Origin of the sequence: Salinicola halophilus, assembly GCF_003206155.1 — a bacterium.
GTDB classification, from domain to species: domain Bacteria; phylum Pseudomonadota; class Gammaproteobacteria; order Pseudomonadales; family Halomonadaceae; genus Salinicola; species Salinicola halophilus.
In genome coordinates this window covers 1-20,358 of sequence record NZ_PZJV01000009.1, presented here as the reverse complement: position 1 = coordinate 20,358, position 20,358 = coordinate 1, and the positions used below count along the sequence as shown (strand labels likewise).

18 protein-coding genes are annotated in these 20,358 nt (G+C 65.7%); 6 read left to right on the top strand and 12 right to left on the bottom strand.

Annotation, left to right across the window (positions count from 1 at the left end; translation table 11 throughout):
* Positions 1–44 precede the first annotated feature (44 nt).
* On the top strand, positions 45–1,265 hold the full coding sequence (locus DOM33_RS15970) for a winged helix-turn-helix domain-containing protein (RefSeq protein ID WP_110670811.1): 1,221 nt from the start codon (positions 45–47) through the stop codon (positions 1,263–1,265).
* A gap of 19 nt (positions 1,266–1,284) precedes the next feature.
* Here DOM33_RS15970 and DOM33_RS15965 read toward each other — a convergent pair whose 3' ends face one another.
* The 7 genes from DOM33_RS15965 to DOM33_RS15935 are packed head-to-tail and all read right to left on the bottom strand — an operon-like array spanning position 1,285 to position 9,201.
* Positions 1,285–3,069 carry an ABC transporter ATP-binding protein gene (locus DOM33_RS15965; protein WP_110670809.1) on the bottom strand — a complete coding sequence of 595 codons (1,785 nt, stop codon included), beginning with the start codon at positions 3,067–3,069 and terminating at the stop codon, positions 1,285–1,287.
* 8 nt (positions 3,070–3,077) lie between these two features.
* Entirely contained in the window at positions 3,078–4,025 is a 948-nt protein-coding gene (locus DOM33_RS15960) for an acetamidase/formamidase family protein (RefSeq protein WP_110670807.1), read from the bottom strand.
* Positions 4,025–5,641, bottom strand: coding sequence for an ABC transporter substrate-binding protein (locus tag DOM33_RS15955; RefSeq protein WP_110670805.1), 1,617 nt, complete (start codon positions 5,639–5,641; stop codon positions 4,025–4,027). The genes DOM33_RS15960 and DOM33_RS15955 overlap by 1 nt, the downstream gene beginning before the upstream one ends.
* A gap of 60 nt (positions 5,642–5,701) precedes the next feature.
* Positions 5,702–6,628 carry an ABC transporter permease gene (locus tag DOM33_RS15950; protein WP_110670803.1) on the bottom strand — a complete coding sequence of 309 codons (927 nt, stop codon included), beginning with the start codon at positions 6,626–6,628 and terminating at the stop codon, positions 5,702–5,704.
* Between the two features lies 1 nt (position 6,629).
* On the bottom strand, positions 6,630–7,478 hold the full coding sequence (locus DOM33_RS15945) for an ABC transporter permease (RefSeq protein ID WP_110670801.1): 849 nt from the start codon (positions 7,476–7,478) through the stop codon (positions 6,630–6,632).
* Positions 7,475–8,065, bottom strand: coding sequence for an ANTAR domain-containing response regulator (locus tag DOM33_RS15940; RefSeq protein ID WP_110670800.1), 591 nt, complete (start codon positions 8,063–8,065; stop codon positions 7,475–7,477). The genes DOM33_RS15945 and DOM33_RS15940 overlap by 4 nt, the downstream gene beginning before the upstream one ends.
* Positions 8,062–9,201, bottom strand: a complete 1,140-nt coding sequence (locus DOM33_RS15935) for a transporter substrate-binding protein (protein WP_110670838.1) — start codon at positions 9,199–9,201, stop codon at positions 8,062–8,064. Before DOM33_RS15935 ends, DOM33_RS15940 begins: the two co-directional genes overlap by 4 nt.
* A gap of 397 nt (positions 9,202–9,598) precedes the next feature.
* Here DOM33_RS15935 and DOM33_RS15930 point away from each other — a divergent pair, with 397 nt between their 5' ends.
* The 4 genes from DOM33_RS15930 (at position 9,599) to DOM33_RS15915 (ending at position 13,901) form a co-directional block, all read left to right on the top strand.
* The gene (locus DOM33_RS15930) at positions 9,599–10,243 is read left to right on the top strand and encodes an OmpW/AlkL family protein (protein ID WP_110670799.1); all 645 of its coding nucleotides are present in this window, start codon (positions 9,599–9,601) and stop codon (positions 10,241–10,243) included.
* Between the two features lie 410 nt (positions 10,244–10,653).
* Positions 10,654–12,735, top strand: a complete 2,082-nt coding sequence (locus tag DOM33_RS15925) for an FUSC family protein (RefSeq protein ID WP_110670798.1) — start codon at positions 10,654–10,656, stop codon at positions 12,733–12,735.
* Positions 12,725–12,940, top strand: a complete 216-nt coding sequence (locus DOM33_RS15920) for a DUF1656 domain-containing protein (protein ID WP_110670797.1) — start codon at positions 12,725–12,727, stop codon at positions 12,938–12,940. Before DOM33_RS15925 ends, DOM33_RS15920 begins: the two co-directional genes overlap by 11 nt.
* A gap of 13 nt (positions 12,941–12,953) precedes the next feature.
* Complete coding sequence (locus DOM33_RS15915; RefSeq protein WP_110670796.1) at positions 12,954–13,901, top strand: efflux RND transporter periplasmic adaptor subunit; 948 nt, start codon at positions 12,954–12,956, stop codon at positions 13,899–13,901.
* A 37-nt stretch (positions 13,902–13,938) separates the two neighbouring features.
* Here the strand turns inward: DOM33_RS15915 and chrA are convergent, their stop codons facing one another.
* From chrA to DOM33_RS15890, 5 genes are all read right to left on the bottom strand, one after another.
* On the bottom strand, positions 13,939–15,135 hold the full coding sequence (gene chrA, locus DOM33_RS15910) for a chromate efflux transporter (protein WP_204352725.1): 1,197 nt from the start codon (positions 15,133–15,135) through the stop codon (positions 13,939–13,941).
* A gap of 224 nt (positions 15,136–15,359) precedes the next feature.
* A complete protein-coding gene (locus DOM33_RS15905) occupies positions 15,360–16,670 on the bottom strand; it encodes an arsenic transporter (protein ID WP_110670794.1) in 1,311 nt (436 codons plus the stop codon).
* Between the two features lie 13 nt (positions 16,671–16,683).
* Positions 16,684–17,436, bottom strand: a complete 753-nt coding sequence (gene arsH, locus DOM33_RS15900; protein ID WP_110670792.1) for an arsenical resistance protein ArsH — start codon at positions 17,434–17,436, stop codon at positions 16,684–16,686.
* Positions 17,429–17,845: an arsenate reductase (glutaredoxin) gene (arsC, locus tag DOM33_RS15895; protein WP_110670791.1), complete on the bottom strand. Its 417-nt coding sequence runs from the start codon at positions 17,843–17,845 to the stop codon at positions 17,429–17,431. The genes arsH and arsC overlap by 8 nt, the downstream gene beginning before the upstream one ends.
* A gap of 4 nt (positions 17,846–17,849) precedes the next feature.
* A complete protein-coding gene (locus DOM33_RS15890; RefSeq protein WP_110670789.1) occupies positions 17,850–18,251 on the bottom strand; it encodes an ArsR/SmtB family transcription factor in 402 nt (133 codons plus the stop codon).
* A 359-nt stretch (positions 18,252–18,610) separates the two neighbouring features.
* On the opposite strand from DOM33_RS15890, the gene DOM33_RS15885 reads away from it, so the two are divergent.
* The gene (locus DOM33_RS15885) at positions 18,611–20,317 is read left to right on the top strand and encodes a BCCT family transporter (protein WP_110670787.1); all 1,707 of its coding nucleotides are present in this window, start codon (positions 18,611–18,613) and stop codon (positions 20,315–20,317) included.
* The last annotated feature ends 41 nt before the right edge of the window (positions 20,318–20,358 follow it).

The following is a 20,358-nucleotide window of genomic DNA, read 5'->3' as shown; positions in this document are numbered from 1 at the left end:
GTCGACGACACTTCGCGCACCGTTTCCGCTACCGTGTGTCGCCGATGTCCGCTATCGCTCCCGCTGTTCAACGCCGCTTCAGCCTCGCCCAGGCGCGCCGGCTGGCGCTACAGGCCCAGGGCTTTACCTCTCGCTCCCCGGCTCGGGTCGACCGCGGGCACCTGCGGCGGCTGATCGAGCGGCTCGGCGTACTGCAGATCGACTCCGTCAACGCGCTGGCCCGCGCGCACTATCTGCCGCTGCAGGCGCGACTCGGCGGCTACCCCTCGGCGTTGCTCGACGAGGCGGCCTGGAGCACCAATCGGCAGCGTGCGCTGTTCGAACACTGGGGCCACGAAGCCTCGCTGATGCCCCTGTCGCTCTATCCGGCGATGCGCTGGCGAATGCAGCGCGCCCGCGAGGGACTGGGTATCTACAAGCATCTGGCGCGCTTCGGCGAATCGCATCGCGATCTCATCGGCCAGGTGCTGAGACACGTCGAGCGCGACGGCGCCATCCGGGCCGGCGCGATCACTACCCGCGAAGGGCCGGCCGGGCAGTGGTGGGACTGGAGCGAGGAGAAAACGGCGCTGGAGTGGCTCTTCGCCGCTGGCGAGGTGACGGTGGCGCGCCGCGTGGGCTTCGAGCGTTACTACGACCTGCCCGAGCGGGTGCTGCCGCGCCGCGTGATCGAGGCCCCGACGCCGTCGCCGCTGGAGGCGCACCGCACGCTATTGACCCGCGCCGCGCGGGCGATGGGTGTGGCCACCGAGCGGGATCTGCGCGACTACTACCGACTGACCCCGACAGCGACCCGCGACGCTCTCGCCACGCTGATCGAGGACGCCACCCTCACCCCGGTCGGCGTCGAGGGCTGGCGCGAGACCGCTTACGTCGTCGGCAACCCGCGGGTGCCGCGCCGGTTGGCGGCCGACGCCCTGCTCTCCCCGTTCGACTCGCTGATCTGGTATCGCGAGCGCACCGAGCGCCTCTTCGGCTTTCGCTATCGGCTCGAGTTCTACGTACCGGCGCACCAGCGCGTCTACGGCTACTACGTCATGCCGTTTCTCCACCACGAGCGGCTGATCGCCCGGCTCGACCTGCGCGCCCGCCGGCGCGAGGGGTCGCTCGCGGTGCTGGCGATCCATCCCGAACCCGAGGCCACCTTCGACGACGCGGCCGTCGCCGCCCTTGCCGAGACGCTCGATCGGCTCGCCGATTGGCTCGGGCTTGACGTGTGTCTTGCATGTGAAAGCCCGCTCTCCCAGCAACTGCGCAGCCGATGACAGTGGGCGCGGTACGATCTCAGTACAGGGAGAGAGATCCTTCTTCCGTGCGCGCCACAAAATGCCCCGCCTGCGGCTCAAGATACTCTAGCGGCGGGGGCTGATGACCGCGCGGCTTGATGGGATCCGGTACCTCACTTGCCTGTAACAGGGCGCGGAAGTCGCGCTTGTGATCGACATCCGGCATCGGCACTGCCGACAGCAGTCGACGGGTATAGGGGTGCTGTGGATTATGCAGCACCTGCTGACAGCTACCGATCTCGACGATCTGTCCACAGTACATGACCGCTACCCGGTGGCAGACCTGTTCGACCACGGCCATATCGTGGGAGATGAACAGATAGCTCAGTCCCAGCCGATCCTGCAGCGATTTCATCAGCGCCAGCACCTGTGCCTGAACCGAGACATCCAATGCCGACACCGGCTCGTCGGCGATGATGACCCGCGGCTCCAGCGACAGTGCCCGAGCGATGCAGATACGCTGGCGCTGGCCGCCGGAAAACTGGTGCGGGTAGCGTGCGGCGGCGGCGGCTGACAGGCCGACCTGCTCCAGCAGCTCGGCAACACGCCGGCGTCGGCCGGCGCTATCGGCCAACCCGTGGACCAGCAGTGGCTCGCCGATCAGCTCCCCTACGGTCTTGCGCTGATTGAGCGCCGCAAAGGGATCCTGGAAGATCATCTGGATTTCGCGCCGAATCGCCTTGAGTGCACCGCCCTTGAGACCGTTGAGCTCGCGGCCGTCGAGCTTCACGCTGCCGGAATAGGCCAGCATGTTCATCATCGCCTTGCCGGTCGTCGACTTGCCGCAGCCGCTTTCACCCACTAGCCCCAAGGTCTCGCCGGCCCCCAGCGCGAAGCTGACACCCTCGACGGCGTGCACTTCGGTCGCCTTGGCAAATGGCGACTGGCGCTGCACTGGAAAGCGAACATTGAGATCCCCGACCTCAAGCACGCGCGGGCGCTGCGCCTGGGAAGCGAGTTCGGGAGCGGTGCCGAGTCGGGGTACCGCCGCCAGTAGCTTGCGCGTGTAGTCGGAGCGCGGTGCGCTGAACAGTTCACGCGCGCCTGCCTGCTCCTCGACCACGCCGCGATTCATGACCACCACGTCGTCCGCCATCTCGGCGACCACGCCCATATCGTGCGTAATCATCAACAGCGCCGTACCCAGCTCCTGCTGCAGCTCGCGCATCAGCTCGAGAATCTGGGCCTGGATGGTGACATCGAGCGCCGTGGTGGGCTCGTCGGCAATCAGCACCTTGGGCCGACAGACCATCGCCATGGCGATCATCACCCGCTGGCGCATGCCACCGGAGAGTTCGTGGGGGTACTGTCGAAGCCGTTTCTCGACGTGCGGCATGCGTACCGCCTCGAGTATTTCCCTTGCCCGGCGTGTTGCCCCGCCGCCTTCATCCAGCTTGTGCCGTCGAATCGTCTCTTCGAGCTGCTTGCCCACGCTCATCAGCGGATTGAGCGAGGTCATCGGTTCCTGGAAGATCATCGCGATGTCACGCCCGCGCAGCCGCGACATCTGGCGGTCCGGCAGCCCCAGCAGGTCGCGGTCCTGATAGAGGATCGCGCCGCTCGGCAGCTGCGCCACCTTGGGCAAAAGCCCCATGATCGCCAGCGACGAGAGCGATTTACCGCTCCCGGATTCGCCGGCGATGCAGAGCGTACGGCCGGCCTGCAGGTTGAAGCTGAGATCATCGACGACCCGCTGCGCGCTGCCTGTCCCGTGTGAGATATCGATCGACAGCCGTTCGACGGCCAGCACGGGCGCGTTACGGGGGGGCTTTGACGAATTCATGGCGTCACTCACTCGAAGACGATGCGCGGCACGTAGAACGACACCACCCAGTTGGGCTGATCGACGATTTCGCTGATGCGCAGGTCGCCGCAGACCGAACAGAGCATGTAGGCCTGCTCGGCCGGCATATTGCGCGTCTTGACCAGCCAGTCGATCGCGCCCGAGAGCGCCTGGCGCGCGCCGCTCATCAAGTCGCTGCCGATCCCGGTAAAGACCTCGTAACCGGCAGCATCGAGATGCCGCGTGACCGGCCCCGGGGTCGAAAAGCGGGGCATTGCCAGCGGCGTCTGCTTGATGACGTCCAGTGTCAGCGTGACGTCCATGGCGCTCTCGAGTGCGGTGCCACACACCTCGCCATCGCCCTGCGCCGCGTGAGTGTCACCGATCGAAAACAGTGCCCCCGCCACCTCCACTGGCAGATAGAGCGTGCAGCCGACGGTGATATCGCGGATATCGAGATTACCGCCGACTCGCCGCGGTGGAACGATCGAGTGCGTCCCGGATTCCGCGGGCGCGACGCCGATCGTCCCGGCGAACGGCTTGAGCGGCACCCGCGCATGCTCGCCGAACGCCGCCGGTGCCAGGGTCCGGGTATCGTACTGCCACAGCGCCAGGGCGGGAGTGACGAACTGATCCGCCAGCAGGCCGAAGCCGGGAATGTTGGCCGTCCAGCCGAAGCCGGACGGGGTGAACTCCTCGATCTTGACGCTCAGGATATCGCCCGGCTCCGCGCCATCGACGAAGATCGGCCCCGTGACCGGGTTGATCCGGTCGAACGGTATCGCGGCCACTGACTCCACGGTCGATCTCGCGGTGAAGTGGCCATCGGCGGAGTCCTTGCACTCGAAGTTCAGGGTGGTGCCGGGCGCGACGTGCGCGACCGGCGTGTTGGCGTTGTCCCAACCCAGATGCGAGTGATGACCATGAATGGTCTTGATCAGCCCGTTGTCACACATCATTTCACCCAGATGTAGTCGTAGTTGACTGGCACGTGAACCGGATCGACATAGAGGGCGTCGTCGCCTCCCATTCGCGCCGAATGCACAGTGAAGCGTTTCTCGTTGAAGATCGGCACCCAGGGCGCATCGTCCATCGCGGTCGTGAAGATCTCACCCCATATCCTGGCCCGCTCCTCGCGCTGGTCCGGCTCGACCATGGCATTGGCTTCTTCGGCGCGAGCGTCGAGTTCCTCGTTGCAGTACCAGGCCCAGTTCCAGCCGCCCGGCACGGCACCCTCGCAGCCCAGGATCGGCCCCCAGAAGTTGGAGGGGTCGGGGAAGTCGGCGATCCAGGCCATGCCGCCGGACCAGATCATCGGCGCCTGGCTCTGCTCACCGCCGGCCGCAATGACATTCGCCTGGGCCAGCGACTTGATCTCGGCCTGGATGCCGATCTGCGATAGATCCTGCTGGATTGCCTGGGCGATGCGCGGCTGCGGATCGGTATTCATCACGTAGAGTTCGGTCTCGAAACCGTCACCGTAACCGGCCTCCTCGAGCAGCGCCCGCGCCTGTTCCACGTCGTAAGAAAGGCCTTCGTAATCGCTGTCGTAGCCCGGCATCGCGGGCGGCAGCGGCTGATTGGTCGGCGCCGCACGGCCATTGATGACCCGCACGATGCGCTCTTTGTTAATCGCCATGTTAATCGCCTGGCGAACCTTCAGATTGTCCAGCGGCGGTATCGTAACGCTCAGAGTCATGTAGCCGGTGTGCAGCTGATCGCCGATGACCATCAGCTTCTGGAACTCGGGGTCCTGTTGCGACTGCAGGAATTGAGCGGGCGGGATGCCGTCGCCGGCGATGTCGACCTCGCCACGCTGTAGCCGCAGCAGGGCCACATTGGGTTCCTGACCGATCTCGAAGTCGATCTGATCGATGTAGGGGATACCGTCGCGGTAGTAGTCCTCGTTTTTGACGAAGGTCAGACGCTGGCCGAGCGCCCAGTCGTCCAGCTTGAAGGCACCGGTGCCCACCGGATGCTTGCCGAAGTCACGCCCCCACTCCTCGACGGCCTCCTTGGGAACCACCGACGCGAAGTTGAGTGCCATCAGATGCAGGAAGGTGGCATCCGGAGCGCTCAGCGTGATCTCGACGGTGTAGTCGTCCGGCGTCGTGACCCCACTCAGCGTCGTGGCATCGCCGCTGGACACCGCATCGAAGCCGACGATCGAGGAGAAAAAGCCGGCGCCGGGGCTCTGCGTCTGCGGATTGATCGTGCGCTCCAGCGAGTACTTGACGTCAGCGGCGGTCATTTCACGATCGTTGTGAAACGTCACCCCTTCACGGAGATGGAAGGTGTAGGTCATGCCGTCATCGGAGATCTCGTAGCGCTCGGCGAGATCCGGCACCAGGTTGGTGGTACCCGGCTCATAGTCCATCAGGCCGTCGAAGAGCGACTTGATCATCGACCAGTTCTGCCAGTCGTAGCCGATGGCCGGATCCAGCGTCGCGACATCGTTCTGGTAGGTGACGATGACCTCGCCGCCCGGCTTGGGCGTTTCCTGTGCCTGAACGGCCCCGCTGATCGCGACAGCCATTGCCGTTAGCGCAAACCCCTTGAGAACCTTATGCATGTTGGCTTTTCCTTGTTGTGTCGATAGATACGCTTGCTACCGCGTTGCCAGACTTCGTCGTTAGCTGTTCTTGACGTCGATGCGCGGATCGACGAGCAGCACGGCCAGATCGGCCACCAGATTGCCCAGCACGATGGCCACCGCCGACAGCGTGGTCACCCCGACGATGATCGGAATGTCCACCTGTTGAATCGCCTGCCAGGCGAGCTGACCGAGCCCCGGCCAGCCGAACACCGACTCCACCACCACCAGCCCGCTCATGAAGATGCCGATATCGATACCGATCATCGGAATCACCGGGATGATCGCGTTGGGCAGTACATGCCGGAGCAGCACGCGAACCCGAGTCAGCCCCTTGGCACGCGCCGTGCGAATGAAGTCCTGATGCAGCACCTCGATCATCGACGAGCGCACCATGCGTGAGTACCAGCCGCTGCCCAGCACACCCAGCGTGATCGCCGGAAGCATCAGGTGCTCGATTCCGCCGTAGCCGCCGAGCGGGAACCAGCCGAGCTTCACCGCAAAGAAGTAGAGCGCGAGCATGGCGGCGATGAAATGCGGCGACGAGACGCCGATGAACGAGAACGCCATCAGTGCACGGTCCAGCCCCGAGTTACGCTTGATCGCCGCGACAAGCCCCAGCGAGATCCCGATCAGCAGCTCGAGCCCGATACCGGCGGCCATGAGCTGTAGCGTGGGCCCGATACGGGCCGCCATCAGGTCGCTGACCTGGGAGCGTTGAACGTAGGAGCGCCCCAGATCGCCATGCAGCAGCTGCCAGAGGTAGCGCAGGTACTGCTCGTAGAAGGGCAGGTCCAGCCCCAGCTGATGGCGAATGTTGGCGACCACCTCCGGCGTGGCACTGCGCCCGGCGATCTGGCGCGCCGGGTCGGCGGGAATCAGAAACAGCAGCAGATAGGTGATGAAGCTGACACCGAGCAGGATCAGCGCCGCGTAGAAGAGTCGCTTGGCGATGTACCAGGCCATGTCAGAGTCTCCCCTTCAACGTTGGGTCGAGCTCGTCGCGCAGGGCGTCGCCCACGAGATTGAAGCTCAGCGAGAGTGCGACGATGGCGATACCCGGAAACAGCACCAGCCACATCGCCGACGTGAAGTAGGTCTGGCTCTCGAAGATGATGTTGCCCCAGCTCGGCATCGGCGGCTGCACGCCCACCCCCAGAAACGAGAGCGTGGCCTCCAGCAGCACCGTGGTGGAGATACCGAGCGTTGCCCAGACCAGGATCGTCGGCAGCAGATGGGGCAGCAGATGGGAAAACAGGATGCGCAGCGAGCTGGCACCGATGGTCCGCTCCACGGCGACGAAATCCTTGGCCGCTATGGAGATCGTTTCCGAGTAGATCACCCGCGCGATCTGCACCCAGTTCACCATCGCGATGACCAGCGCCACTATCCAGAGGCTGGGTCGCAGAATGGCGGCTAGTGCAATGGCCAGAAGCAGGGCCGGGAAGGACATCATCAGGTCAGTCAGACGCATCAGGATCGAGCCGGTCCAGCCGCGCACGAATCCCGCCGTGACGCCCACCAGAGTGCCGATAATCACGGCAATTCCGTTGGATACGACGCCGATGATCAGCGACGTCCGCGCGCCGTAGATGATCCGGGACAGCAGATCACGGCCCAGCAGGTCCGTGCCAAAATAGAAATCGGCGTTGGGCGGCAGCGGCGCCCCCTCAAGGGTCAGGCCGTCGAAGAACTGACGAGTGGGATCGTGGGGGGCCAGCCAGGGGGCAAAGACAGCGGCGACCACCACGATCAGAATGAACAGCAGCGAGGCTGCCACGCTCTTGCGCTTGAGTAGCGCCATCAACAGATTCATGAGGCTGCTCCTTCCTGCGGTCGCCGATCCCGGCACTGCTTTAACAGTCTCTCTGCCGCGTCCTCCAGTGTGAGCTGCGCGTCCATGGCCTCGCCGCGCAGCCGCTCGAAGGCCTGCGACTCATCGCACGACAACGCCACCATCAGCCTGGCCACCGCACGCGCAATGGCGCCCTGAGCGCTGAGGCGCTGCGCCAACTGATGATTCGCCGCCTCCAATGCCACGGCCTGCTGCCGCAGCGCTTTCGCCATCGCCAGCGTCGTGTAGACCGTGCTCTGAGTGATCGGCTTGTTAAGAATCGCCGTCGCCCCCAGCCGCACCGCGCGCTCAATCTGCGAAAGCGTCTGATGGTGCGTCATGGCGATGATCGGAATCCCCGCGCCGCGGACCCTGGCGAGCAGTCGTTCGCTGTTGAAGTGATCGAGTTCGACGATCACGCCGCTGACCTCCTCCAGCGCACAGGGCGCATCGTCGTCGACCGCCAGCGAGCGCAGCCCCAGGCGATCGAGACTTTTATTGAGCATTGTCAGCGAGCGGACCTCGCAATCGATCAGCAGCAGGTGAGGCAGGACGTCGCTGGCGCTCATTTCACCACCTTCAGGTCGGGCACGACCGGCGCGGGTGCCGCCAGATCGTGGAATCGCACCATTGAGCTGCCGGTCAGATAGGGGTCCGCCTCGATCGCGTTCGGCTGGCGATAAACGACCTCGAAGCGTCCCGCCTGCGCCTCGGCGATGTAGTTGGGTAACGTCAGATGATTGTTGTGCGACTGCAGTGCCAGTCTTCCCAGCGGCGTCTCCTGCGGTCCGCGCTGAAGCCAGGTCAGCACCGCTTCGGGGTCATCATCGCCGATCGCTTCACAGGCGCGGGCAAGCAGCATCACCGCGGTATAGGCGCAGGTGTAGCAGCTCGAGAACCGCTGACCGTCGCCGCGCACGCGCTGCTGCGCACTGAAGGCGTTGCCGGGAACGTCAAACCACGGGCCGCTGGAAAGCAGCCGAAGATGGCTCAAATGAGAAATCGCCGGCAGCTCGCACTCGGTGAAGTTGCAGCTGAGAACCGGCAACCGCCGTCCGACCCGGGCACAGGCGGTATTGAGCTGCTCGAGGAAGAAATAGGAAGATTCGCCAAGCAGATTGTTGAGCACGAAATCGCTATCGCTGGCCAGAATCTGCTCGATTAGAGTGGCGAAGTCGCTATCGCCGAAGTGGTAATACTTCTCCCCTATGACCTCGCCCGCTGCGGCATCGATCAGTTCACGAGCGATACGGTTGCTTTCCCAGCCCCACACATAGTTGGAGCCGATCAATACGCCCCGTTTGCCATAGGCCCGCAGCACGTACTCGAGCAGAGGCACCAGGTTCTGATTCGGGCTTCCCCCCAGGTAAACCACACTCTCGCTGCACTCGAAGCCCTCGTAGGGGCTGGCGTACCAGAGCAGCGCCCCCGCCCGCTCAAGGTCGGGAACGATATCCTTGCGACTCGCCGATGTGGTCGTCCCCACCACATGACGGACTCCCCGCCGGAGCAGCGACTCGACGCCCTGGTGGTAAGCCTCGAGCTGGCCACGGGGATCGGCTTCATGAACGACCAGGCGGACCCCTCCCGGCTGCCGATTGACCTCTTCCACGGCGCGCAAGGCCCCCTGTCGCGCGTGTCGACTAATGCGCTGGTAGGTGCCTGAAGTGGAGTAGAGCACCCCGATGGATAATTCCAGTGTCATGATTTTCATCCACAAAAAAAGCCCGGACGTCGAGGAGACATCCAGGCTTCATTGCCAAACGCCAATGGGCGCACTGTGCTGTTCAAGATTTACAGATCTTAGAGACCCGACTTGGTAATTAATCAATGAGAAAATCGGGCCATATTTTAAAAACTATACTTAAAATATATAGTTATTGTAACTAAAGGGCTCAATATGGCGGCGACGCCATCCTTTCATGCACCGTTTAGATAGTTCATCAGCTCTGTGCACCAGAATAGAGCAATTCCGGATGCATCGAGTGTGACCATTGCGACAAATAACCACATTATCCATAGGGTTATTTCGGCGTAGCCTGATCTCATCGCTACCGGCAAGCGCCGGTCGATGACAACGGGATGATCAAGGAAACATCGCCATGCAAGCACTGCCCCGCCGCTCTCTCATCGCTCTCTCCTCCCTCGCGGCCCTGTTAGCCGCGGGCTATCAGACCCCGGCCTTCGCCTACGGCGCCGGCGACTGGTTCACCCACGTCGGTGTGGCCAAGGTGTCGCCCAAGAGCGATAACGGCGACTTCGATGCCATCGGCGTCGACAAGATCGACGTCGACGACGAGAGCGGTTTCGCCTTCACGCTGGGCTATCGCTTCCTCGACAACTGGGGCGTCGAGCTGCTCGCCGCCCAGCGCTTCGAACATCGGGTCAACCTCGACGGCGCCGATATCGCTTCGACTAAGCACCTGCCGCCGACGCTGACGCTGCAGTACTACCCGCTGGGCGGCACCGACGCCTGGGTTCAGCCCTATGTCGGCGCTGGGGTCAACTACACCCACTTCTCCGACGAGAAAGTCGACGGCGGCAGCCTCGACATGGATGACTCCTGGGGCGCGGCGGCGCAGCTCGGCGTGGATCTGCTGATCGACGAGCACTGGTCGCTCAACGCCGCCGCCTGGTATCTCGACATCGACTCCGACACCACCGCGACGATCGGCGGCGAGTCCTACGACACCACGGTGAATATCGACCCGATCGTGGTCATGGGCGGCATCGGCTACCGCTTCTGAAACTCGGCTCGCCCGCCGGGGTGTCGCCCCGGCGAGCGAGCCGCGCCGCATCGACCCTGCGTCGTCGCGCGAGAACCGTCGATGATGAGCGCCTAGCGGCGCTTCTTGGGACCACCCCTCGCGGTGGTCTTTTTTGTCGTCTTGTTCCACGCCCCTGCCCCCTCGCCTCACTGCGTTTTTCTCGTCGGGCGCCTGTCCTCCTCTTGGATATCACCGCCCCTCTTCATCGAGGCTCCGCCTCAATCGACGCGCCGACCCGTCGCCATTCCGCCCTCATCGACACCGGGCCGGCTGCGCCCCGCTGCCGGGTGGACAGCATCGCGCTTTGATGCAATACTTCGCAGCCTAACTTTTATCCCGTTTCTCTTGTCGCCCCGCGGACGCTCGTCGTTCGCGGGCTTTGGTCTTTTATGAGCCGAATCACTGCCGATCACTGGTTACTGGCGCTGAGAACCGTGCTGGCCGTCTGGCTGGCGCTCTTTCTCTCCATGCGCCTGGATCTCTATCAGCCCGCCTGGGCGATCCTGGCGGTAATGATCGTCACCCTGCAGCCGGTGATGTTCACCGGTGGCACCCCGCCCATCGGCATCATCATCGGCCGCAGCGTGGCGCGGCTCTTCGGCACGCTGTTCGGCGCCATCGTGGGGCTCTTGCTGATCGCCCTGTTCGGTCAGCAGCCGATGCTCTATCTGCTCTTCTCCGGGGCATGGCTGGCGTTCTGCATGTACTGGGTGATTCTCGAACCGGACGAGTACCTGGCCTACGTGATGATGTTAAGCGGCTACACCTCGACGCTGGTGTCGCTGACCGCCATCGGCACCGGCGTCGACAACATCTGGCCGGTGGCGCTGGGGCGTTTCAGCGAAACGGCACTGGGCATCGGCTGCGCGCTGCTCACCCACGTGGCGATCGCCCCGCGCTACGGCAGCCGCGCGCTACCCGGGGCGCTGTCGCAGCTACTCTCTCGGGCGGCCGGCGAGACGCTGGCGTGTCTCGAATCCGCCCGCCCGAGAGAGCAGCGCGATGGCGAGCTCAAGGCGCTGCTCGACCGGCACCAGCAGTTCGAGTCACTGCGCGGCCTGAATCGTCTGGAGACGCGCCGGCTGAGCCACTTCATTCCGGCGCTGGATCGTTTCGCCAGCGACAGCCTGGCGCTGATCACCGCGGTACGTGAGCTGGAGACGGCGCTGGATCGGCTGCGCGAGTGCGAGGACGGCGAGCGCTGGCTCGAACCGCTTCGGGCAGAGGCGAGGCCGCGGCTCGAAGCCGTCGAGACGCAGCCCGATGCCGCCCCCGAGCGGTTCATCGCACTCTCGGATTTCGCCTGGGAAGAGACGGAGGTGTCGCCGCGAACCCGGGCACGCGCCGAACTGGTGCGCCAGCGCCTGGGCGAGGTGCTCTCCCTGGCCCAGCACGGCCAGCGGCTTCGCCACGCCCTCGACGATCCCGCCTCGACCCGCGTCAAGACGCTGCCCCGCAGCCGTCGCCCCCGGGCCAACCACAACGAGCACTTCGTCGCCCGCTTCAACGCCTTTCGTGTTTTCATCGCCTTCGAGGCGCTGGGGCTGTTCTGGATTCACAGCGGCTGGCACTCGGGCTATCTCGCCATGATGCTGCTCGGCGTCTTCACCATGCTGTTCGCCAAGGCGCCGAACCCGGCGGCGGTGGTCTATCAGTTTCTCTGGGGCACGCTCGCGGCGGTCTTCTTCGGCGGTATCCTGCTGTTTCTGGTGATGCCGGTGATCAACGGCTTTGCGCTACTCGCCATCGCCATCGCCGTACCGGTCACCATCGGCACGCTGATGACGCCGCACCCGCGCTGGTCGGCGATCGGCATGGCGGGGGCGATCACCATGATGACGCTGCTCAACCTGCACTCGACCTACACCTTTTCGCCGACGAGCTACATCAACGGCGGGCTCGCCTCGGTCATCGGTACCGTCGCGGCGATGTTCACCTACTCGCTGCTGCGCCAGCGCACCCCGGAACAGCGCATTCGCACGCTGATGGCCGCCTACTGGCGCGGTCTGGGTCGGCTGCTCTCGGCGCCGAGCCTGCCCAACCGGGCGCGTCTGGAGAGCCGGCTCTACGACCGTTTGAGTCGGTTGATCGCCCTCGGCGGCCACGACGACACTCTGCGCGAGGCGGTCGACCTGCATGCGCTGGCGCTCTGCGTCTGGCGCATCCGCCGGCTTCGCGACGAACTCGGCCCCCACCGCCAGGCGCTGGAGGCGTGGCTTGCCGACATCGGCGAGCGGCTGGTGGCGCGCCCGCGTCACGACCCGGCGGTGTGGCGCGCGCTCGCCGACGAGGGAATGCAGTGGGTCGACCGGCTCTACCGCGAAGCGAACCTGCCGATCGCCACCATCGGCGAGGTGGCGATGCTCAGCCACCTGATGCGTCAGGCGCCGGGCGCGCGACTCGAGGCCAGCAGCGCCGAGGAAACGCCCCAGGACTCCCCGACGGACAAGGAGGCAGTGCATGCTGGCTGAGTGGTCGTTCATGGGCTTTCTGATGCCGCCGCTGGCAGTGCCGGTGCTGTTGGCGCTCGGCGTCTATCTACTGCTGCGCCGGCTGTTCGTGCGCTTCGGGCTCTATCACTGGTTCTGGCAGCCGGTGCTACTGGATATCGCGCTCTACGCTCTGCTTCTGTGGTCGGTTCTGGCGCTTTTCGGCGCCCTGCCGATCGCCGGTTGAAAAAAGGACAATCATGCTTGGATCTCACTCTGGCGTACGCAAGACGCTGCGCGTGCTGCTGACGCTGGCGCTGGTCGCCGCGGCAGTGGTCGCGGTCGCCAACATCTGGCAGCACTACATGCACGACCCCTGGACCCGTGACGGCCGCATTCGCGCCGACGTGGTCAACCTCGGCACCGATGTCGCCGGCCTGGTCGACGGCCTCGAGACCCACGACAACGACTTCGTGGAGCAGGGCGACGTGCTCTTCACCATCGACAAGCGCCGCTATCAGCTCGCCCTCGACGACGCCCAGGCATCGCTCAATCAGCTCGAGCAGCAGCGCGACGAGGCCCGAGCCGCCAACAGCCGGCGCCAGCGGTTGAACGACTACGTCTCGCAGGAAAATCGCGACAACGCCCGCTTCAGCCAGGCCAGCGCCGAGGCGGCGGCCCGCGCCGCGAAAGTGAAGGTGGAGCGCGCCAAGCTCGATCTGGAGCGGGCGACGGTGCGCGCCCCGGTGGACGGCTACGTCACCAACCTGCTGCTGCGTCCGGGACAGTACGTCAGCGTCGGCACCGACGCGCTGACGCTGGTGGATGCCAGCTCCTTCTATGCGCTGGGCTACTTCGAAGAGACCAAGCTCGACCGCATCGAGGTCGGCGAGCCGGCACGCGTGCAGCTGCTCGCCCAGGACGAACCGATCTGGGGCCACGTCGACAGCTTCGCCCGTGGCATCAGCGACGGCAGCCTGGGCAACCAGAACGGCGGGCTCGCCAACGTCAACGCCTCCTTCGACTGGGTACGTCTCTCCCAGCGCATCCCGGTGCGTATCGCCCTCGACGACATCCCCGAAGGGACCAAGCTCTCCGCCGGTCTCACCGCCACCATCTACGTCGGCGGCGACCGCGACGCGCGCGACGACAAGCCCGACTGGTGGCTGTCGATCCAGCGCTGGTGGGAAAACCTGATCAGCGTGTAATGCCGCGCTCGTTTCGGCGCCGTCTCGCGGCGCCGGGCTAGACCCACGCGACCGCGACGCGGGCGACCACCAGCAGGATCACCACGCCCCAAGCCGGCCAGCGCCAGACGCTCAGCAGCAGAAAGCCCGTCAGCGCCAGCGCGAAGTCGATCGGGGCGACGACGCCACTGCGCCAGATCGGATCGAACAGCGCCGCGCCCAGAATGCCGACCACGGCGGCGTTGGTGCCCTGAATCAGACGCTGCGCCCGCGATGACGCGCGTAGCCGCTCCCAGTGGGGCAGCACGCCGATCAGCAGCAGCATCCCCGGCAGAAAGATCATCACCGTCGCCAGCGCCGCCGTCGCCCAGCCCGCGCCGCCGGGTGCCATCGAGGCACCGAGATAGGCGGCGAAAGTAAAGAGTGGCCCCGGCACCGCCTGCGCCAGCCCATAGCCGGTGATGAAGGTCGGCTCCGAAACCCACCCCGGGGCGACCACCTCGCTCTGCAGCAGCGGCAGCACCACATGGCCACCGCCGAACACAAGCGCCCCGGCGCGGTAGAAGGCGTCCGCCACGGCGACGAGCCCGCCGGCCCACGCCGCGGCAAAGGGCAGCGCCAGCAGCAGCGCGAGAAAAAGCGCCAGTGCCGGGGCGCTCACCCGGGTTGAGAGGCCGATACCGTGGCGCTCGGTGTCCGCCGGCGCCGGCCGGCACCCGCAGAGCCCGACGGCGGCGCCGAGCCCGATGGCGCCGAGCTGGCCCAGCGTGCCGCCGAGGGTGACGCTTGCGAACACCGCCGCCAGCGCGATGCCCACCCGCAGGCGGTCGGGGCAGAGCCGGCCGGCCATCTGCCAGACGGCGTGGGCCACCACGGCGACGGCGACGAGCTTCAACCCCTGGACCAGCGCCTGCCCCCACTCGCCGTCGAGATGGGTCGCCCCCGCGGCGGCGGCCACCAGCGCGATCGCCGAAGGCAGGGTGAAGGCGCTCCAGGCGATCAGCGCGCCGACCAGCCCGCCGCGGCGCCAGCCCAGCGCAAAGCCGACCTGGCTGCTGGCGGGGCCGGGCAGAAACTGACACAGCGCGATCAGATCGGCGAAGTCGCGGTCGTCCAACCAGCCCCGCCGCACGACGAACGCCTCGCGAAAATAGCCCAGATGCGCCACCGGCCCGCCGAAGGCGGTCACCCCGAGTAGCAAAAAGGCGCGGGCGATCTCGGCCCAGCGGAGGGAATAGGCAGTGAATGCACTCACGGTCGACGACTCCAGGGACGATGGTCTTCGTGGACGGTCTCTTCGTGGACAGCCTTTTACCGACCGTCTTTTGACAGACCGTCTTGGCACGGACGGACGCTTGTCGAAAGGCGCCAGGGCGCCACGGTCACGAAACGTCCGCGGCTGCCACTATCGCCTCTCGCTCGTGACGCGCCGACGACACCCGAAACGATGTGTCCTCTCGCGACCAGGTTGGCAGGCCCTCAGACGCCGTCGATCACCGGCAGCCAGAGCCGCAGCGCGACGAGGGCCGCCAGGAGCACCGGGGGCGTGATCACAAGCCCGATCTTCATGTACTGCCCCCAGCCGATGCGATAGCCCTTGCCCGCCAGCACGTGCAGCCAGAGCAGCGTCGCCAGGCTGCCGATGGGCGTAAATTTCGGTCCCAGGTCGTTGCCGATCACGTTGGCGTAGATCATCAGCTCCCGGGGCATCGCCGGCAGCGCCGCGCGATCGATCGCCAGCGCCCCCACTAGCGTCGACGGCATGTTGTTCATGATCGAGGCGACGAGTGCGGCGAGAAAGCCGGTCCCTATCGTTGCCACCGTGTCCCCTTGCCCCGCCAGCCACTCGAGTGCGCGGGCGCCCAGATCGGTCAGCCCGGCGTTACCCAGTCCGTAGACCACCAGATACATGCCGATCGAGAAGAGCACGATCTGCCAAGGTGCGCCCTTGAGCGCCGCGCTCACGGAGACGACGGCGCCCCGACCGTGCCGCCACCAGCGTCCGGCCAGCGCCATCAACACCACGGCCCCGGCACCGGTGACGACAGCGATGGGAATGCCCAGCGGCGCGGTGACGAAATAGGCCGCGAGCAGCACCGTCAGCAGCGGGAAGGCGGCACGGAAGACCAGCGGATCGACGATTGCCGAGCACGGCGCATCCAGCTCCGCTACCGAGTAGCGCCGCGGGATGCGCCGGCCGAAGGCGAGCCAGAGCACCCCCAGTGTCGCGGCGAGCGAGACCAGGTCGACCGGGATCATCACCGCCGCGTAGCGGTCGAAGCCGATCTCGAAGTAGTTGGCGCTGACGATGTTGACCAGATTGGAGATCACCAGCGGCAGACTGGTGGTGTCGGCGACGAAACCGGTGGCGATGATGAACGCCAGCGCCGCCGGCGGGGGGAAATCGAGCCGCACGAGAATCGCGATCACGATCGGCGTCAGCAGCAGCGCGGCGCCATCGTTGGCGAAGAACGCCGCGATCACCGCGCCGAGCGTCACCACCAGCGGGAAGAGCCGGTGCCCGCGCCCGCCGCCCCAGCGCGCGACGTGCAGCGCCGCCCAGGCGAAGAACCCGGCCTCGTCGAGAATCAGCGAGATGACGATCAGCGCGACGAAGGTGAACGTCGCGTCCCAGACGATCTCCCACACCACGCCGATATCCTCGGGCTGCACGACCCCGACGGCGAGCGCCACCAGCGCCCCGCCCAGCGCGCTCCAGCCGATGCCCAGCCCGCGAGGCTGCCAGATCACCAGAACCAGCGTGACGACGAAGATGCTCAGTGCCAGCATGAATCACGTGCCCCTAATGGCGGGTTTGATTGACGCGACGGGAGAGCGTCTCGGCACTCTCCACCCGCTCCGAATAGCGATCGGTGAGGTAGGCCGAGCGCCCGCGGGTCAGCCAGGTGAACTTCACCAGCTCCTCGCAGACGTCGACCACGCGGAGATAGAGCGGTGAGGGCTTCATCCGCCCGGCGTCGTCGAACTCGTCGAACGCCCGCGGCACCGACGACTGGTTGGGGATGGTGATCATGCGCATCCAGCGCCCGAGGATGCGCAGCTGATTGACCGCGTTGAAGCTCTGGCTGCCGCCGGAGACCTCCATCACCGCCAGCGTCTTGCCCTGGGTCGGGCGGACGCCGCCGAGCGCCAGCGGGATCCAGTCGATCTGCGCCTTCATCACCCCGGTCATGCCGCCGTGGCGTTCGGGGCTGACCCACAGCATGCCGTCGCACCATTCGGCCAGATCGCGCAGGGCCTGCACGCGAGGATGATCAGCCTCGGCGTCGTCCGGCAGCGGCAGGCCGGCGGGGTCGAAGCTCTGCACCTCGCAGCCGTACTCGCGCAGCAGCCGCCCGGCCTCCTCTGAGAGCAGCCGCGAAAAGGAGCGTTCGCGTAGCGAGCCGTAGAGCACCAGGATGCGCGGCGGGTGACGCGGGGCATCGGCGCCGGCCAGCGCCTCGACGTCGATCGGCGCCAGCGCGCTCTCATCGATATTGGGCAGATCGTCAGGAGCGCCCGGTTGGCTGGCGTCGGCCGCGTCCCGATCACTCATGCGCTCCCCCTGCAGCGTGTACGGTTTCGCCGTCTTCCTTGGTGAAAGTGGCGACGGGGTTGGCGAGCAGCCCCAGCACCCGCTCCGAAGGTCGGCAGAGTCTGGCGCCCCGATCGGTGACCACGATCGGCCGGTTGATCAAGATCGGGTGGGCGAGCATGGCGTCGATCAGCGCGTCATCGGCGAGCGCCGGGTCGGCGAGACCGAGTTCGTCGAAGGGCGTTCCCTTCTGCCGCAGCAGTGCCCGCGGCGTGATCCCCATCATCGAGATCAGCTCGACCAGACGCTCGCGGCTCGGCGGCGTCACGAGATACTCGATCACCTGCGGCGACTCGCCGGAGGCCTCGAGCATCGCCAGCGTGTTGCGCGACGTGCCGCACTCGGGGTTGTGGTAGATCAACGGTTGCATGAGGTCACTCTCGGTTCTCTTGGTTGGCGTCGTCGGCAGAAGGAAGGCGGGCGCCGTGCGAGTCTTTGACAGAGGGAAGACAGGCGCCGAGCGCCGTCAGAAAGGGGTCACAAACCTCGGGGTTGCCGTCGCAGCAGTCGCGCACCAGAAAGTCGAGCGTCTCCCGCATGCAGCCGAGATCCGCGCGGTAGACGATCGAACGGCCCTGGCGGTGTGACACCACCCACCCCGCCTGGGCAAGGACCGACAGATGCGAGGAGAGCGTGTTGTGCGGGACCTCGAGCTCGCGGGCGATCTCCCCCGCCGGTAGCCCCTCGGGTTCGTGACGCACCAAGAGCCGAAAAGCCTCGAGGCGCGTGGACTGGGAGAGCGCCGCGAAGCGCTCGGTAGCGGTTTTTGTTTCCATTTGTCGAGAATAATCGACATATCGAGTAGCGACAACATCGGCGGAAATCGGCCTCACAGGGCCGAGCGTTTGTCGTCGTCGCGCCCCGTGACGTCATGATCCCGTACCGCGCACGCCGGGCCTCGGCCAGTGTTCGACCGTCGCGACGTTGGCGCGCGAGTGCGCGCAGCGATCCCGAAAGCCATTGGCGCAAGGGCGGGAGTTACGCTAGTTTTCGACACTTCGTCCGCCTGCGGCTTTGATTTCGGCGGCGTTCGCGTCAACGTCATCGCAGGATGCCGAGCGCGCCGGCTCCCCACTCACCCACCCCAGTATCGCCGCGTCTCGAGACGCTATCTTCCACCTTTCGGGAACGAACAATGACAACGAATTCAGACCGACCAACTTCCGACAGTCAGCCCTCGGATCGATCCGATGCGGACGCCCACAACGACGCCGACGGCATCCGTCGGCCGGAAGGCGAGACCAATCTGGCCGATACCGACTACGTCATCGGTCAGGACAACATCGAAACCGAGGCCTTCGGCCTGCGCTTCGACCTCCATGGCAAGGTCTTCACGATCTCGGCGCTGGTAGTACTGGCGTTCGTCTTCGTGATGCTGTCGCTGCAGGATCACGTCGAGCCGCTGCTCAACGGGATTCGCGACTATCTCACCGGCAACCTGACCTGGTTCTTCCTGCTCGCCGGCAACGTCTTCCTGCTGCTCTGCATCGGGCTTGCGCTGTCACCGCTCGGGCGGGTCCGCCTCGGCGGCCCGGATGCCCGCCCCGACCACGGCTATCTGGGCTGGTTCTCGATGCTGTTCGCCGCCGGCATGGGTATCGGCCTGGTGTTCTACGGCGTCTCCGAGCCGATGACCCACTTCGCGGCCTCGCTCGACGGCAATGCCGCTGCGCCGCTGGCCGGCACGCCGGGGGACGAGCAGGGGGCGATTTCGCTGGCGCTCGCCTCGACCATCTTTCACTGGACGATGCACGCCTGGGCGGCCTACAGCGTGGTGGCGCTGGCGCTGGCGCTTTTTGCCTACAACAAGGGGCTACCGCTGACCATCCGGTCGATCTTCTATCCGCTGATCGGCGATCGGATCTGGGGCTGGCCGGGGCACGTCGTGGATATTCTGGCGGTGTTCTCGACGCTATTCGGGCTGGCGACGTCGCTGGGCTACGGCGCCTCGCAGGCGACGGCGGGTCTGCACTACCTGTTCGGCATTCCCGACAACAATCTCAGCATGGTACTGCTGGTGATGGCGATCACCGGCATCGCTCTGTTCTCGGTACTCGCCGGGCTCGACAAGGGCATTCAGCGCCTTTCCATGCTCAACATGGGGCTGGCGGTGGTGCTGTTGATCTTCATCATCTCGGTGGGGCCGACCCTGACCATCCTCACGGACTATTTCCGCAACCTGGGCGCCTACGTGCAGTATCTGCCGGCGCTATCGATGCCGTTCGGGCGCGAAGACGAGAGCTTCAGCCAGGGCTGGACCGCCTTCTACTGGGCCTGGTGGTTCTCGTGGACGCCGTTCGTCGGGATGTTCCTCGCCCGCGTCAGCCGTGGCCGTACCGTGCGCGAGTTTCTGCTCTCGGTGCTGCTGGTGCCGACGCTGGTCACCGCGCTGTGGATGACGGCGTTCGGCGAAACCGCCATCTACCAGCAGCTGATCACCGGTTTCCAGGGCGTGCAGGAAGCCGCGCTCGAGATCAAGCTGTTCGTCATGCTCGACCAGCTGCCGCTGGCGATGCTCACCTCGGTGGTCGGCATCGTGCTGGTGATCGTCTTCTTCGTCACCTCCTCGGACTCCGGCTCGCTGGTGATCGACTCGATCACCGCCGGCGGCAAGGTCGATGCGCCCACTTCGCAGCGCGTCTTCTGGTGCCTGATCGAAGGCGCGATCGCCATCGCCCTGCTGCTCGGCGGCGGGCTCGGCGGGCTCCAGGCGGCGGCCATCTCCACCGGGTTGCCGTTCACGATCGTGCTGCTGATCGCCTGCTACGCCGTGGTCAAAGGGTTGATGTCGGAGCCGCGGTACGAGAGCCGACGACGCCCGTCGCGACGCCAAGCGAGCTGACCCCTTGCCCGAAACGACGCTGCCCGGCCTGTTCAGGCCGG

What these genes read in the sequence shown, in the direction of transcription:
- DOM33_RS15970 (WP_110670811.1), top strand. Translation starts at nt 45, where the DNA reads ATGTCCGCTATCGCTCCCGCTGTTCAACGCCGCTTCAGCCTCGCCCAG.
- DOM33_RS15965 (WP_110670809.1), bottom strand. Translation starts at nt 3,069, where the DNA reads ATGAATTCGTCAAAGCCCCCCCGTAACGCGCCCGTGCTGGCCGTCGAA.
- DOM33_RS15960 (WP_110670807.1), bottom strand. Translation starts at nt 4,025, where the DNA reads ATGTGTGACAACGGGCTGATCAAGACCATTCATGGTCATCACTCGCAT.
- DOM33_RS15955 (WP_110670805.1), bottom strand. Translation starts at nt 5,641, where the DNA reads ATGCATAAGGTTCTCAAGGGGTTTGCGCTAACGGCAATGGCTGTCGCG.
- DOM33_RS15950 (WP_110670803.1), bottom strand. Translation starts at nt 6,628, where the DNA reads ATGGCCTGGTACATCGCCAAGCGACTCTTCTACGCGGCGCTGATCCTG.
- DOM33_RS15945 (WP_110670801.1), bottom strand. Translation starts at nt 7,478, where the DNA reads ATGAATCTGTTGATGGCGCTACTCAAGCGCAAGAGCGTGGCAGCCTCG.
- DOM33_RS15940 (WP_110670800.1), bottom strand. Translation starts at nt 8,065, where the DNA reads ATGAGCGCCAGCGACGTCCTGCCTCACCTGCTGCTGATCGATTGCGAG.
- DOM33_RS15935 (WP_110670838.1), bottom strand. Translation starts at nt 9,201, where the DNA reads ATGACACTGGAATTATCCATCGGGGTGCTCTACTCCACTTCAGGCACC.
- DOM33_RS15930 (WP_110670799.1), top strand. Translation starts at nt 9,599, where the DNA reads ATGCAAGCACTGCCCCGCCGCTCTCTCATCGCTCTCTCCTCCCTCGCG.
- DOM33_RS15925 (WP_110670798.1), top strand. Translation starts at nt 10,654, where the DNA reads ATGAGCCGAATCACTGCCGATCACTGGTTACTGGCGCTGAGAACCGTG.
- DOM33_RS15920 (WP_110670797.1), top strand. Translation starts at nt 12,725, where the DNA reads ATGCTGGCTGAGTGGTCGTTCATGGGCTTTCTGATGCCGCCGCTGGCA.
- DOM33_RS15915 (WP_110670796.1), top strand. Translation starts at nt 12,954, where the DNA reads ATGCTTGGATCTCACTCTGGCGTACGCAAGACGCTGCGCGTGCTGCTG.
- DOM33_RS15905 (WP_110670794.1), bottom strand. Translation starts at nt 16,670, where the DNA reads ATGCTGGCACTGAGCATCTTCGTCGTCACGCTGGTTCTGGTGATCTGG.
- arsH (WP_110670792.1), bottom strand. Translation starts at nt 17,436, where the DNA reads ATGAGTGATCGGGACGCGGCCGACGCCAGCCAACCGGGCGCTCCTGAC.
- arsC (WP_110670791.1), bottom strand. Translation starts at nt 17,845, where the DNA reads ATGCAACCGTTGATCTACCACAACCCCGAGTGCGGCACGTCGCGCAAC.
- DOM33_RS15890 (WP_110670789.1), bottom strand. Translation starts at nt 18,251, where the DNA reads ATGGAAACAAAAACCGCTACCGAGCGCTTCGCGGCGCTCTCCCAGTCC.
- DOM33_RS15885 (WP_110670787.1), top strand. Translation starts at nt 18,611, where the DNA reads ATGACAACGAATTCAGACCGACCAACTTCCGACAGTCAGCCCTCGGAT.